Raw genomic sequence first — 16174 nt, forward strand, 5'->3', positions numbered from 1 at the left:
GTGCAGATCGACCACTACGTCAGCCAGCTGCTGGACGTGCTTTCCACCCGCTCGGACGAGATCGCGTTGCGTTACGGCGACGAAGCGCTGACGTCGGCGGAATTCGCCGCGGCGATCACCGGTGCCGCCGCCGCGCTGCGCGACCGCGGGACCGGCGAAGGCGGGGTGGTGGCCCTGCTGACCGTGGGGAACAGCCCGGCGACACTGATCGGCCGGTACGCCGCCAACCTGATCGGCGCCACCGTGGTGCACCTGCGCGGGATCAACGCCGCCGATCCGCTGGACGAACTCCCGGTCGCCACGCAGGTCGAGATCGTCGACGACACCGGCACCACCGTCCTGCTCACCGACGCGGCGAACCTCGACCGGGCCAGGAAGATCCGCGACGCCATGGCGGAACCGGCGGCGCTGGCGGCTTTCGGGGACTTCGGCGACGACGTCGCCGACCTCACCGGGACCGCGAGCGAGGTCGAGCCGCGAGCCGAGGGCACCGCCGTGCTGACCTACACCAGCGGGACCACCGGCAGGCCCAAGGGCATCGGCCGCGGGTTCGGCGGACTGGGCGCGGTGGTCACCAAGGCCCGGCACATGACCGAACGCTGCACGATGCTGGTCACCACGCCGCTCAGCCATTCCGTCTCGTCCACAGTGGACGACGCGGTCGCCTCCGGCGGGATGATCGTCCTGCACGAGGGATTCGACGCCGGCGCCGTGCTCGAAGCCGTGGAACGCCACCGGGTCAACCGGGTCTACCTGGCCACCCCGCAGCTCTACGACCTGCTCGACCATCCGGCACTGGGCGCCACCGACCATTCCAGCCTGCGCGAGCTGTACTACGGCGGGAGCCCGGCCTCCCCGGTGCGGCTCTCCCGGGCCGCGGAGGTGTTCGGCGCGAAGTTGATCCAGATCTACGGCACCACCGAAAGCTGGGTGATCGCCGCGCTTTCGCCGGAAGAGCACCTGAAACCGGAACTGCTCACCACGGTCGGCAAGGCGGTCCCGTTCGTCCAGGTCGGGATCCGCGACCCGCACGTGCGGCACGAGCTGCCCGCCGGGAAGACCGGGGAGATCTGCGTCCGGTCGCCGATGATGATGGACGGCTACTGGAAGCGGCCCGACCTGACCTCGAAGGTCCTCATCGACGGCTGGCTGCACACCGGCGACGTCGGCTATCTCGACGAGAACGGCTACCTGTACCTGGTCGACCGGCTCGCCGACATGATCAAGACCAACGGCATCAAGGTGTATCCGGCCGAGGTCGAGAACGCGCTGCTGGCCCATCCGGACGTCGCGCAGGCCGCGGTGTTCGGGGTCGCCGACGAGGACAACGTCGAGTACATGCACGCGATCGCGGTGCCGCGCCGGGGCAGGGACGTGGATCCCGCCGACCTGGCCGCGCACGTCGCGCGGGTGCTGTCCCCGAGCCACGTACCGGCGGAGATCCGGCTCCGCGCCGAGCTTCCGCTGACCGACGCGGGGAAGCCGGACAAGCTCCGCCTCCGCGAAGAGGCGAAACCCGCCACCAAGTCCAGCCACGCCGAGCCAGAGAGCGAGTTGACGTCATGACCACCTACCTGGAGTCCTTCCAGCGCACCCTGCAAGGCGAAGTGCTGCAGAAACGCGACTTCCTGGAGATCGGGCGGCAGGCGGGCCGGTTCCCGGCGGCCAGCCGGTACGAGGAGGCCGAGGCGGTTGCCGAGATCAACGTCTGGTGCAGCAACGACTACCTCGGCATGGGCCAGCACCCGGACGTGCTCTCCGCGATGAAGGAGGCCGTCGAGCGGTTCGGCGCGGGGGCGGGTGGTTCGCGCAACATCGCGGGCACCAACCACTACCACGTGGCGCTGGAACGCGAACTGGCCGAACTGCACGGCAAAGAGGACGCGCTGCTGTTCACCTCCGGCTACACCGCCAACGACGGTTCGCTGACCGTGCTGGCGGGCCGTCCCGAGGACTGCATCGTGTTCTCCGACGAGAAGAACCACGCTTCGATCATCGACGGGTTGCGGCACAGCGGTGCGGAGAAGAAGATCTTCCGTCACAACGACGTCGCGCATCTGGCCGAGCTGCTCGCCGCCGCCCCGGCGGACCGGCCGAAGATGATCGTGTTCGAGTCGGTCTACTCGATGAACGGCGACATCGCGCCGCTGGCCGAATTCGCCGCGCTGGCGAAGCAGTACGACGCCATGACCTATGTGGACGAAGTGCACGCCGTCGGGATGTACGGGCCCGAAGGCGCCGGGATCGCCGCGCGCGAGGGGATCGCCGACGAGTTCACCGTCGTGATGGGCACGCTGGCCAAGGGTTTCGGCACCACCGGCGGGTACATCGCCGGGCCCGCCGCGCTGATCGACGCCGTGCGCACCCACTCGCGTTCGTTCATCTTCACCACCGCGCTGCCGCCCGCCGTGGCCGCCGGAGCGCTCGCCGCCGTGCGGCACCTGCGTTCGTCGGAGCGGGAGCGCGAGATCCTCGCCGACAACGCGCAGCTGCTGCACAAACTGCTCGCCGAACGCGGCATCCCGTTCCTTTCGGACGAGTCGCATATCGTGTCGATCCTGGTCGGGGACGACGCGCTGTGCAAGAAGGTGCACGAACTGCTGTTGCAGCGGCACGGGATCTACATCCAGTCGATCAACGCGCCGAGTGTCCCGTTCGGACAGGAGATCCTGCGCACGGCCCCGTCGGCGGTGCACACCGGCAGCGACGTGCAGAAAATGGTCGAGGCGCTGGACCAGATCTGGCTGGATCTCGGCCTGCCGCGCGGCTGAGAGGGGAGACCGGTGTCCTTGTCCCTCGCGGCCGTCCTCGCCGATTCGGCGGGCAGGCGGCCGGACCACCCCGCGCTCGTGTTCGACGGGGAACCGTTCTCCTACCGGGAACTCTGGGCCGGGGCGAAGAGGTACGCCTCCGCGCTCCGGGACCAGGGAGTCGCCGCCGGCGACCGGGTCGTGCTGCTCCTGCCGAACACGCCGGAGTTCCCGATGGTCTACTTCGGTGCGCTGGCGCTCGGCGCGGTCGTCGTGCCGGTGCACACGTTGCTCGTCGCGGAGGAGATCCACTACATCCTCAGCGATTGTGACGCCCGGGTGCTGATCTGCGGAGCCGCCCTGCTGGAGCAGGGCGGCGAGGCCGCGGACGCGGCCGGTGTCGAAGTCCTGACGATGCTGGAGGACTTCGACACCGGCCGCCTCCGCCTCGACGTCCTCGCCGGGGCGGCCGCCGAGATCGAGCGGTACGAACCGCGCGAACCCTCGGACCTCGCGCTGATCCTCTACACCTCGGGGACCACCGGCAAACCCAAGGGCGCGATGCTGACCCACCTGAGCATCGTGCTGAACGTCTCCACCACGATGCTGTCGCCGTTCGACTTCCACGCCGACGACGTGCTGCTCGGCTGCCTGCCGCTGTTCCACACCTTCGGCCAGATCTGCGGGATGGCGACCTGTTTCCGCGCCGGCGCGACGATGGTGCTGATGTCGCGGTTCGACGCGCGCGCCGCGCTGGAACTGATGGTGGAGCAGAACTGCTCGCTGTTCATGGGCGTGCCGACGATGTACGTCGCGTTGCTGGAGGCCGCTGAGGACGAGCCGCGGCGGCCCAAACTCGACCGGGCCTTCTCCGGTGGTTCGTCGCTGCCTGTGGCGCTGCTGGAGCGGTTCGAGGCCGTGTTCGACTGCCCGATCTACGAGGGATACGGCCTCACCGAGACCTCGCCCGTGGTGGCCTACAACCAGCGTGCGTGGCCGACCCGCGCGGGCACCGTCGGCAAACCGATCTGGGGCGTGGACGTCGCCATCGCGCGTGCCGAGACCGAAGACCGGATCGAGCCCGTGCCGCCGGGCGAGGTCGGCGAGATCGTCGTCCGGGGCCACAACGTGATGGCGGGCTACCTGAACCGCCCCGAGGCCACGGCGTCCGCGATCGTGGACGGCTGGTTCCGCAGCGGTGACCTTGGCTTCCTCGACGACGACGGCTATCTGTCCATTGTGGACCGCAAGAAGGACATGATCCTCCGTGGCGGCTACAACGTGTATCCGCGCGAGATCGAGGAAGTGCTGGCCAGGCATCCCGCGATCGCCCAGGTCGCGGTCGTCGGCGTGCCGGACGAGCGGTACGGCGAGGAGGTCTGTGCCGTCGTCGTGACGGCTCCCGGCCGGGAGCCCGGGCCGGAGCTGGCGGCGGAACTGGTGGCGTGGAGCAAGAAGCGCGTCGCGGCCTACAAGTATCCGCGCCGGGTGGAGTTCCTGGACGCGATGCCGCTCGGGCCCAGCGGCAAGATCCTCAAGCGGGAACTGGCGGACCTCCTCGGGCACTGACTCCTGTGCGGCCGGCGCCTCGGCTCGGCTGTGGGCTGAAGGCTCCCTTCGCCGCATCACACGCGGTGAAGGGAGCCTTCGCCCCAGTCGGATACGGGGCTGTGTGTTGCGAAAGCCACTTTCGGGACATCACACGTCGCGAAAGTGGCTTTCGCGACGTGCGCCCAGACCGCTCGCCGACGTTGCGAAAGCCACTTTCCCAACCTTCAACGTTGCGAAAGTGGCTTTCGCAACACGCCGCCGCCGCGCCGACCCCTGCCCGCGCCCCGCGCCCGACGGTGAACAGGGGGACGTAGGGGTGCGAAAGGGGTCCGTTCCCGCACTAGCTTCGGAATCCCATCCTCGAACCCGAAATGCGGACCATGCGAGACGAACTGATTCTGCGAACTCGACGTGTTCGGCCGGACTGGGCCACGGTGCTGGCCGCTTTCGACGCAACCCCGGACGGGGAGCGGCGGCGGGCGCTCGCCGCGCTGGTCGTCGCCGAGACCGAAGCGGTGCTGGAGGCGAAGCCGGGGTCGGGGACGGCCGCGCCCGGCACGCCCTTCGCCGAACTCGGGTTCGATTCCCTCGCGGCGGTGGAACTGCACCGGCGGATCTCCGCGGCCACCGCGCTGGAGCTGCCGGTGACGCTGGTCTTCGACCACCCGACGCCGTCGGCGCTCGCCGGTCATCTGCGTGATCTGCTCGCCGGTGAGGCCGTGGCCGAGATCGAGGGCTACCAGGCGATCGCCGACGACGAGCCGATCGCGATCGTCGGCATGGCCTGCCGTTATCCCGGTGGTATCGCTTCGCCGGAGGACCTCTGGCGGCTGGTCACCGAGGGTGGGGACGCGACGTCGGACTTCCCGGCCGACCGTGGCTGGGACGTGGAGTCGCTGTACGACCCCGACCCCGGGGTGCCCGGCAAGACCTACACCCGCCGAGGTGGTTTCCTCGACGGCGCGGGGGATTTTGACGCGGGCTTCTTCGGGATCTCGCCGCGTGAGGCGCTGGCGATGGATCCGCAGCAGCGGCTCCTGCTGGAGACGTCGTGGGAGGCCTTCGAGCGGGCGGGGATCGACCCCGCCACCTTGCGGGGGAGCGCGACCGGCGTGTTCGTCGGCGCCGAGACCCAGGAATACGGACCGCGTCTCGGTGGCGCGGAAGAAGGTCTCGAGGGCTATCTGCTGACCGGTAACGCGGCGAGTGTCGCGTCCGGCCGCGTCTCGTACGCCTTCGGGTTCGAGGGCCCGACGGTCACCGTGGACACCGCGTGCTCGTCGTCGCTGGTCGCCCTGCACCTGGCCGGGCAGGCACTGCGGCTGGGGGAGTGCCCGATCGCGGTGGCCGGCGGCGTCGCGGTGATGTCGAGCCCCGGCGGTTTCCTCGCCTTCAGTCGTCAGCGCGGGCTCGCGCCGGACGGGCGCTGCAAGCCGTTCTCCGCCGCTGCCGACGGCACCGGCTGGTCCGAAGGTGTCGGGATGCTGGTGCTGGAAAGGCTTTCCGACGCCCGGCGCAACGGGCACCGCGTCCTCGCCGTCGTCCGCGGCACCGCGATCAACTCCGACGGCGCCAGCAACGGCCTCACCGCGCCCAACGGCGCCGCGCAGCAGAAGGTGATCCGGCGCGCGCTGGCGAACGCCGGGCTCGCACCGTCCGAAGTGGACGCTGTCGAAGCGCACGGCACCGGTACCGTCCTCGGCGACCCGATCGAGGCGCAGGCACTGCTGGCGACCTACGGCCGCGACCGTGAGCGCCCGTTGCTCCTCGGCTCGGTCAAGTCGAACATCGGGCACACCCAGTCGGCCGCCGGGGTGGCCGGGGTGATCAAGATGGTGCAGGCGATGCGGCACGGTGTGCTGCCCAAGACCCTGCACGCCGACGAGCCCACCCCGAAGGTCGCCTGGTCGTCCGGCGCCGTCGAGTTGCTCGGCGGGGCCGCGGCTTGGCCGGAGACCGGTGCGCCTCGCCGTGCGGCGGTGTCGTCGTTCGGGATGAGTGGGACCAACGCGCACACCGTCCTCGAACAGGCCCCCGCCGAGGACGAGCCCGAGCCGGCGCCGGAAGCGTGGCCCACCTGGCTGTTCCCCGTCAGCGGCCGCGACGAGAAAGCCCTGCGCCGTCAGGCCGCCCGGCTGCGTGAAGACCTGCCGGACAGTGACCTCCCCGCCATCGCCGCCGCGCTCGCGACCACCCGGTCCGCCCTGGAGTGGCGGGCGGTGGTGACGGCCGCCGACCGCGCGGGACTGTTGGCCGGGTTGGACGCGTTGGCCACCGGTGAAGCTCTGCCGAGCCTGGTCCACGGGACGGCGCGGATCGGGATCGTCTTCAGCGGCCAGGGCAGCCAGCGCGCCGGGATGGGCCGCGAACTGCACCGCCGGTTCCCGGTGTTCGCCGCCGCCTTCGACGACGCCTGCGGGCATCTCGACCTGCAACTGGACCGGCCGCTGGCCGAGATCGTGTTCGCCGACGAGGGCACCGAGGAAGCCGGGCTGCTGCACCGCACCGAATACGCGCAGTGCGCGCTGTTCGCCGTCGAGGTCGCGCTGTTCCGGCTGTACGAGCACTGGGGCCTGCGCCCCGACTACGTCGCCGGGCACTCGATCGGCGAACTCGCCGCCGCGCACGTCTCCGGCATGCTCTCGCTCTCCGACGCCGCCGCGCTCGTCGCCGCGCGGGGACGCCTGATGCAGGACACGCGCGAGGGCGGCGCGATGCTCGCCGTGCAGGCGAGCGAGGACGAGATCCTGCCGCTGCTGGACGAACGCCTCGCGATCGCGGCCGTCAACGGCCCGCGGTCGGTGGTCGTCTCCGGCGACGAGGCCGCGGTCGAGGAGCTCGCCGCCGCGTTCGCCGGGCGCAAGACCAAACGGCTCAAGGTGAGCCATGCCTTCCACTCGCACCACATGGACGGGATGCTCGACGAATTCCGCCGGTTCGCCGAGATCCTCACCTTCCGGAAACCGGCGATCCCGCTGGTGTCCACTGTGTCCGGTGAGTTGCTCACCGAGGCGACGGCGCCGGAATACTGGGTGGAGCACGTGCGCCGCCCGGTGCGGTTCGCCGACGGCGTGCGGCGGCTGGACGAACTCGGCGTCGACGTGCTCCTGGAACTCGGCCCGGACGCGGTGCTGACGCCGATGGCCGCCGAAGTCCTCGACGGTGAGGGACCGGCGCTCGTGCCGAGCCTGCGCGGGTCGCGGCCGGAGGCGGAGGCGCTCGCCGCGTCGCTGGCCGAGCTGTGGGTCCGCGGCACCGAACTCGGCTGGCCTCAGGTGTTCGGTGTACACCCGAGGGCCGATTTGCCGACTTATGCCTTCGAACGGCAGCGGTACTGGCTGATCGACCAGGACGCCGCCGGGGATCCCGGCGCCTACGGCTTGGGCGACACCGGGCATCCGCTCCTCCGGGCCTCGGTCACCACGGCCGAAGACGGTGCCCTGCTGCTCTCCGGCAGGTTGTCCCAGCTCACCCAGCCCTGGCTCGCCGACCACGTCGTCGGTGGCGACGTGGTGCTGCCGGGTACCGCGCTGCTCGAATTGGCGCTGCGGGCCGCGGAACTCGCCGGCTCCGGCGGTGTCGAGGAACTGACCCTCGAAGTGCCGTTGGTGCTTTCCGAGGCGGGCGTTCAGGTTCAGGTGTCCGTCCGGGACAGCGGGCTCCTGATCTTCTTCCGTGACACCGAGGACGACGAGTGGACGCGCTGCGCTTCGGGCAGGCTCGGCGCCGCGGCACCCGCTCCCGACTTCGGGGCGTGGCCGCCCGCCGGTGAGCCCCTCGACCTTTCCGATCTTTACGACCGGCTCGCCGATTCCGGCCTCGATTACGGACCGGCGTTCCGCTGCCTGCGCGCCGCGTGGCGGTCCGGTGACGACCTCTACGCCGAGGTCGCCGCCGTACCGGAGACCCAGGGTGGGCTCGGTGTGCATCCGGCGCTGCTGGACGCGGCCCTGCATGTGCTCGAACTCGGCTCCGGGGGCGGTGGAGGCCCCGCGGCGCTGCCGTTCGCGTGGTCCGGCGTGACGTTGCACGCGCGCGGCGCCGACGTTCTGCGCGTCAAGCTCGAGAACCACGTCGCGGGTGCCGAAGCCGGGACGTACTCGGTCTCCCTGAAGGTGGCGGACGGCGCGGGCGAACCCGTCGCGTCGGTGGAGTCCCTGGCCCTGCGCCCTCTTTCCACCGCTCCTCGCGCGCAGGACGGCGCGCTTTACGGCGTCGACTGGATCCCGCTTCCCGGAACGTCGGGAGCCGCCGAATACCGGCTCTACCCGGACCTGACCGCCGTCGACGACGTGCCGCCGGTCGTCGCCGTCCGTCGCACCACTCTCGAAAGCGTGCTGGACCTCGTCCAGACGTGGCTCGCCGACGACCGGTTCGCCCCGGCCCGGCTGGCGCTGCTCACCGACGGCGCCGTCACCACTGAAAACCCCGATCCCGCCGCGGCCGCCGTGTGGGGGCTCGTGCGTTCCGCGCAGGCCGAACACCCGGACCGGCTCGTGCTGGCCGATGTCGCAGGGGAAGACGGCCTCGCCGCCGGACTGGCTTCCGGCGAACCCGAGTTCGCCGTCCGCGACGGCGTGGTGCTGGTCCCCAGGCTGACGCGTGTGCCGAGCCCGGCGCCGGCGTCGTTCACCACCGGCGGCACGGTGCTGATCACCGGCGGGACCGGCGGTCTCGCCGGGCTGCTGGCCCGGCACCTGGTCGAGCGGCACGAGGTACGCAGCCTGCTTCTCGTGAGCCGTCGCGGTGCCGCGGGCCCGCTCGTCGACGACCTCACCGCGCTGGGCGCCGACGTCACCGTCGCCGCCTGCGACATCGCCGACCGCGATGCCGTCGCGGCACTGCTCGCCGAGCATCCGGTGTCGGCGGTCGTCCACGCCGCCGGTGTGCTCGACGACGCGACCATCACCACGCTCGACCACGAGCGGCTGGCGGCCGTCCTGCGGCCGAAGGTCACCGGCGCGCTCGTCCTGGACGAACTCACCCGCGACCTCGACCTGTCGGCGTTCGTGCTGTTCTCTTCCTCCGCGGCCACCTTCGACGGGGCCGGACAGGCCAACTACGCGGCGGCCAACGCCTTCCTCGAAGCGCTCGCCCTCCGCCGCCGTGCGGAAGGCCTCCCCGGCGTCGCACTGGGCTGGGGCCTGTGGGCCACCGGGATGGGCGCACGGCTCGACGAGGCGGGGCTGCGCCGGATCGAGCGCTCCGGCCAGCGCGCACTGTCCGAAGTGGACGGACTCGCGCTGTTCGACGCCGCGCTGGCGGCGGACCGGCCGGTGCTGCTGCCGATGCGGATGGACCGTGCCGTGTTGCGCGCCCGCGCCACCGCCGAAGGACTTCCGGCCGTCCTCAGTGGACTCGTCCGGGTCACCCGCCCGGCGCCGTCGGCCGCACCGCGCGGACTGGACGAGGCTGCCCTGCTCGACCTCGTCCGCACGACGGTCGCGGCCGTCCTGGGGCACCCTGACGCCAACGCGACCGACCCGGACCGCGCGTTCACCGAGGTCGGTTTCGATTCGCTCGCCGCCGTGGAACTGCGCAACCGGCTGATCGCGGCCACCGGGCTGAAGATCGCGCCGACGCTGGTGTTCGACCACCCGAACCCGCGTGCGGTCGCGACCTTCCTCGCCGCCGGATCCGCTCCGGCTCGGGACGAGCCTGGTCCGGTCGAAGCCGACGAGCCGATCGCGATCATCGGCATGGCCTGCCGTTATCCGGGCGGGGTGAGCACACCCGACGACCTGTGGCGCCTGGTCGCCGACGGGAACGACGGCATCAGCCGGTTCCCCGAGAACCGCGGCTGGGACACCGACGGCGTCTACCACCCCGACCCCGACCACCGCGGCACGACCTACGTGCGTGAGGGCGGTTTCCTGCACGACGCCGGGCAGTTCGATCCGGGCTTCTTCGGGATCTCGCCGCGGGAAGCACTGGCGATGGACCCGCAGCAGCGGCTGCTGCTGGAGATCTCCCACGAAGCCGTCGAACGGGCCGGGATCGACCCGAAGTCCTTGCGTGGCAGTGGAACCGGCGTGTTCGCCGGGGTGATGTACCACGACTACGCGACCGGGCTGAACCGCGTGCCCGACGACGTCGAGGGTTACCTCGGCAACGGGACCTCGGCCAGCATCCACTCCGGCCGGGTCGCCTACACCTTCGGGCTGGAAGGCCCGGCGGTCACGATCGACACGGCCTGTTCGTCCTCGCTGGTGGCGCTGCATCTGGCCGCGCAGGCGTTGCGGCGCGGTGAGTGCTCGATGGCACTGGCGGGCGGGGTGACCGTGATGGCCACGCCCGAGGTCTTCGTGGACTTCAGCCGTCAGCGCGGTCTCGCTCCCGACGGCCGCTGCAAGTCCTTTTCGGACGACGCCGACGGCACGGTGTGGAGCGAAGGCGTCGGGATGCTCCTGGTGGAGCGCCTTTCCGACGCCCGCCGAAATGGCCATCGCGTCCTCGCGATCGTCCGGGGGAGCGCGGTCAACCAGGACGGCGCGTCGAACGGCCTCACCGCACCGAGCGGGCCGTCGCAGCAACGGGTGATCCGCCGGGCCTTGGCGGACGCCGGTCTCAAACCGTCCGAAGTGGACGCTGTGGAGGCGCACGGCACCGGGACGCCGCTGGGCGATCCCATCGAGGCGCAGGCGGTGCTCGCCACCTACGGCCAGGACCGCGACCGGCCGCTGTGGCTGGGTTCGCTGAAGTCGAACCTCGGTCACACGCAGGCCGCGGCGGGCGTCGGCGGGATCATCAAGATGGTGCAGGCGATGCACCATGGTGTGCTGCCCCGCACGCTCAACCTCGGCATGCCGACGACCAAGGTCGACTGGACGTCCGGGAACGTGACCCTGCTCAGTGAGCCCGTGGCCTGGCCGGAAAACGGTGGGCCCCGGCGTGCGGCGGTGTCGTCGTTCGGGATCAGCGGGACCAACGCGCACGTCGTCCTGGAGCAGGCGGAGCCGATCGAGCAGTCCACTTCGGACACGTCGCCGCTCGGTGGGGACGTGCTGCCGTTCGTCCTGTCCGGAAAGACGTCCGCCGCCTTGGCCGCGCAGGCGGACCGGCTCGCCGGGCACCTCGCCGACGACGTCTCCCTGCCAGCGGTAGCCCGCGCGCTCGCGGTGACCAGGTCCGCGCTGGACCACCGTGCCGTGGTGGTGGCCGGTGACCGCGCCGGGTTGATCGCCGGGCTTCGCGCGCTCGCCGACGCCGTCCCCGCGCCTCACGTGGTCGGTGGGGTCGCCGAGAACGGCAAGGCCGTCTTCGTCTTCCCCGGCCAGGGTTCGCAGTGGACCGGGATGGCGGTGGACCTGCTGGGATCGTCGGCAGTGTTCGCCGAGGCGATGGCCGACTGCGAGGCCGCACTGCTCTCCCATGTGGACTGGAAGCTGACGCACGTCCTGTCCGACGCGGCGGCGCTGGAACGGGTCGACGTCGTCCAGCCGGTGCTGTTCGCGGTGATGGTGTCGCTGGCCCGGCTCTGGCGCGCGTGCGGGATCGAACCCGCCGCCGTGGTCGGGCATTCGCAGGGCGAGATCGCGGCCGCGTATGTCGCGGGCGCGCTGTCGCTGGAAGACGCCGCACGCGTGGTCTGCCTGCGCAGCAAGGCGATCCTGGCGTTGTCCGGCCTGGGCGGGATGGTTTCGGTCGCGGCCTCCGAGGATCGCGTCCGGGAACTGCTGCCCGACGGTGTTTCCGTGGCCGTGGTGAACGGCCCGGCTTCCGTCGTCGTGTCCGGGGACGTCGCCGGGCTGGAGGCGCTGCTCAAGCGGTGTGAACTGCTCGACGTGCGGGCGAAGCGGGTCCCGGTGGACTACGCGTCGCACTCGGCTCACGTCGACGCGATCGAACAGGAGGTCGTGACGGCGCTGAGCGGAATCACACCGCGCGAGGCCGAACTTCCGATGTATTCGACCGTCACCGGTGAGCCGATCGGCACGAGCACGCTCGACGCGGCCTACTGGTTCCGCAACCTCCGGGCCACCGTCCGGTTCGACCAGGCGGTACGGCGTCTCGTCGCGGACGGGTTCCGGTTCTTCGTCGAGACGAGCCCGCATCCGGTGCTGGTCGCCGGGCTGACCGAACTCGTCGAAGAGGCCGCCGTGCCCGCCGTCGCGCTCGCGAGCCTTCGCCGTGACGAGGGTGGACCGACCCGGTTCGTCACCTCCTTGGCGGAGGCGCACGTCCACGGCCTCAGCCCCGACTGGGCCGCGTTGTTGCCCGAGGCGGGTTGGGTGGATCTGCCGCCCTATGCCTTCCAGCATCAGGAGTTCTGGCTCACCGATGCCGGGGAACCGGGCGACGCCGCCGGTTTCGGTCTCGGCGCCACCGGGCATCCGCTGCTCACCGCCGCGACCGCGCTGCCGGGTTCCGGCGGCCTGCTGCTCACCGGCCGGATCTCGACCGCCGCCCAGCCATGGCTGGTCGACCATGCGGTGCAGGGCACGGTGCTGCTGCCGGGTACGGCGTTCGTGGAGCTGGCGTTGCAGGCCGGAACCCACGCGGGCTGCGGCCGGATCGACGAGCTGACTCTCGAAGCCCCGCTGCCGCTTCCCGAGCAGGGCGGCGTCCGCGTCCAGGTCGTCCTGGGGTCCGAAGTGGACGGACGTCGCGAGGTCACCGTGCACTCCCAGGCCGAATCCGGTGACGACACCTGGGTGCGCCACGCGTCCGGCTTCCTGACTTCGGAGGAAACCCCAGGAGAGGGCCTGACCGAATGGCCGCCCGCCGGCGCGACGAGCGTCGACCTCGACGGCTTCTACGCCGACGCCGAGGCGCAGGGCTACGGCTACGGTCCGGCGTTCCAGGGGCTGCGAGCGGCCTGGACCCTGGGTTCCGACGTCTTCGCCGAGGTCGTCCTGCCCGACGCCGAGGGAGCGGACCGGTTCGGCCTGCATCCGGCGTTGCTCGACGCCGCCCTCCACGCCCTCGGTACCGTCCGGTCCGGAGACGGCGCGGAACTGCCGTTCGCGTGGACCGGGGTCACCGTGCACGCCGTCGGCGCCACCGCCCTGCGGGTCCGGCTCACTGCGGGGTCGGACACCGTCGCGGTGACGGCGGCGGACCCGGCGGGAGCGCCGGTCGCGACCATCGAAGGCCTCGTCACGCGGCCAGCCGCCCTGCCCGGATCCCGGCGTCCGGACTCGCTGTTCCGTGTCGACTGGGCTCCGGCGGCCACGCCGGAAGTCATCGGGACGCCGACCGTCACGGTCCTGTCCGACGGCGACCTGACCGCGCTCACCGAAGTCCCCGACGTGGTGCTGGTGCCGGTGGGAGCGGAGGCCGGGGGCCTCACCGAAAGCACGCATCGCACGACCGCCCGGGTGCTGGACCTGGTCCGGGCCTGGCTCGACGACGAGCGGTTCGCCGACGCGCGGCTGGTGCTGCACACCCGCGGCGCGGACGTCCGCGACCTGCCGGCCGCGGCGGCTTGGGGCCTGGTCCGGTCCGCGCAGGCCGAGAACCCCGACCGGATTGTCCTGCTCGATACCGACGCCGACCTTCCACCGGCATTGCTCGCCGAAGTGCTGGCCACCGGTGAGACACAGCTCGCGTGGCGCGACGGGGAACTGCTCGTGCCGAGGCTCGCCAAGGTCTCCACCGACGGCACGCTGACCCCGCCCGAAGGCCCCTGGGTGCTGGACGCGCCCCGTCGCGGCACGCTGGAAGAGCTCGCGCTCGTCCCGGCGCCCGCGGCCGCCCGGCCGCTCGCCGACGGCGAGGTCCGGATCCAGGTCAGGGCCGCCGGGATCAACTTCCGCGACGTGCTCATCACCCTCGACATGTATCCCGAGGACAACGCGGTGATGGGTAGCGAGGGCGCGGGCATCGTGACCGAAATCGGTCCTGGCGTCACCGGCCTGAAACCGGGCGACCGGGTGTTCGGCCTGTTCGACGGCGCGTTCGGCCCGGTCGCGATCGCCGACCGGCGGACGGTGACGGAAATGCCGTCGGACCGGACGTTCGCCGAAGCGGCCGCACTGCCGGTCGTCTTCCTCACCGCCTACTACGGGCTGGTCGACCTCGGCGGGCTCCGGCCGGGGGAGAAGGTGCTGATCCACGGGGCGACCGGCGGTGTCGGCATGGCCGCGGTCCAGCTGGCCCGCCACCTCGGCGCCGAGGTGTTCGCCACGGCCAGCCCCGGCAAGTGGGAAGTGCTGCGGGGCCTCGGTTTCGACGACGAGCACATCGCCTCCTCCCGCACGCTGGACTTCGAGGACCGGTTCGGCCGGATGGACGTCGTCCTGGACTCGCTCGCCAAGGAGTTCGTCGACGCGTCGCTGCGGCTGCTGGGCGACGGCGGGCGGTTCGTGGAGATGGGCAAGACCGACATTCGCGACGCGGACGAGGTCGCTGCCGCGCATCCCGGTGTCACGTATCGCGCGTTCGACCTGCTCGACGCGGGACGGCCGAGGATCGGCGAGATCCTGGCCGAGCTGCTGGAGCTGTTCGGTGCCGGGTCGCTCACCGTGCCCCGGCCGACGGTGTGGGACGCGCGCCGCGCGCCCGAGGTCTTCCGGTTCATGAGCCAGGCCAAGCACATCGGCAAGAACGTGCTCACCATTCCGTCCACAATGGACGAGAACGGGACGGTGCTGATCACCGGCGCCACCGGGACACTCGGCGCACTGGTCGCCCGGCATCTGGTCACCGTGCGAGGTGTCCGGCACCTGCTGCTCGTCGGCCGCCGGGGTCGTGCGGCGGCCGGGATGGCGGAACTCGAAGCGGAACTGACCGCGGCCGGGGCTTCGGTCACCATCGCCGCCTGCGACGCGGCCGACCGGACGGCGCTGGCCGCCCTGCTCGCCACCGTCCCGGCCGAGCATCCGCTGACCGGGGTCGTGCACGCCGCCGGTGTCCTGGACGACGGCCTCGTCGCCACGCTGACCCCCGAGCGGCTGGCGAAGGTGCTGCGGCCGAAGGTCGACGCCGCGGTCAACCTGCACGAACTGACCCGTGACGCGGATCTCGCCGAGTTCGTCCTGTTCTCCTCGGCCGCCGGCGCGTTCGGCGACGCCGGACAAGGCAACTACGCCGCCGCGAACAGCTTCCTCGACGCCCTCGCCCGGCACCGCCGTGCGCAGGGACTGCCCGCGGTCTCGCTCGCGTGGGGGTTCTGGGCTCAGTTGAGCGGGATGACCGGCCACCTGGGTGAAGCGGATCTCTCCCGGCTCAAGCGGTCCGGGATGAGTCCTCTGTCCACTGAGGACGGCCTGCTGCTGCTGGACGCCGCTCGTGCCGGATACGAACCGGCGCCGCTGCCGATGCACATCGACCTCGCCGCCTTGCGGGGCGAAGAGGTGCACCCGCTGCTGCGGGGATTGGTGAAGGCACCGGTCCGCCGGGCCGCCGCGGCTACCGGAGCCCAGACCGACGGCCTCGCCGACCGGTTGGCCGGACTCGCCCCCGCCGCCCGCGGCCGGGCCCTGCTGGACCTGATCCGCGCGAACGTCGCCGCGGTGCTCGGCTTCGGCTCGCCGGAGCAGGTCGGCGTCCGGCAGGCCTTCCGGGAGCTGGGGTTCGACTCGCTCAGCGCGGTCGAACTCCGCAACCGGCTCAACGCGGCGACCGGCCTCCGGCTGCCCGCCACCGTCGTGTTCGACCATCCGACGCCCACCGCGCTCGCCGAGATCCTCGGCGACCGGCTGGCACCAGCCGAGGACGCCGTTGACGACGAGGTCGCCCGCATCGGCGCGGTCCTCGCCTCGGTGCCCGCCGACCGGCTCCGCGAAGCCGGCGTGCTGGACCTGCTGACCCGGCTGGCCGACCCCGGCTACCGCCCCACCGAGTCGCCCGACGGCGCGGACATCGACGAGATGGACGCCGACCGCCTGATCGCACTCGCTTTCGACGCTTCCGACCCCGCCTGACGTGAA

Annotated in this window: 4 protein-coding genes; all 4 read left to right on the plus strand. The window is 71.6% G+C overall.

Features of this window, described 5'->3' with window-relative positions; genetic code table 11:
* Positions 1–1566, plus strand: a complete 1566-nt coding sequence (locus AVR91_RS04065) for an AMP-binding protein (protein WP_063823074.1) — start codon at positions 1–3, stop codon at positions 1564–1566.
* Positions 1563–2771: a 5-aminolevulinate synthase gene (gene hemA, locus AVR91_RS04070; protein WP_063270874.1), complete on the plus strand. Its 1209-nt coding sequence runs from the start codon at positions 1563–1565 to the stop codon at positions 2769–2771. The genes AVR91_RS04065 and hemA overlap by 4 nt, the downstream gene beginning before the upstream one ends.
* 12 nt (positions 2772–2783) lie before the next feature.
* On the plus strand, positions 2784–4319 hold the full coding sequence (locus AVR91_RS04075) for a long-chain-fatty-acid--CoA ligase (protein ID WP_063270873.1): 1536 nt from the start codon (positions 2784–2786) through the stop codon (positions 4317–4319).
* 353 nt (positions 4320–4672) lie between these two features.
* On the plus strand, positions 4673–16168 hold the full coding sequence (locus AVR91_RS04080) for a type I polyketide synthase (protein WP_063270872.1): 11496 nt from the start codon (positions 4673–4675) through the stop codon (positions 16166–16168).
* The last annotated feature ends 6 nt before the right edge of the window (positions 16169–16174 follow it).

Source organism: Amycolatopsis keratiniphila subsp. keratiniphila (genome assembly GCF_001620365.2).
Lineage (GTDB): Bacteria > Actinomycetota > Actinomycetes > Mycobacteriales > Pseudonocardiaceae > Amycolatopsis > Amycolatopsis keratiniphila.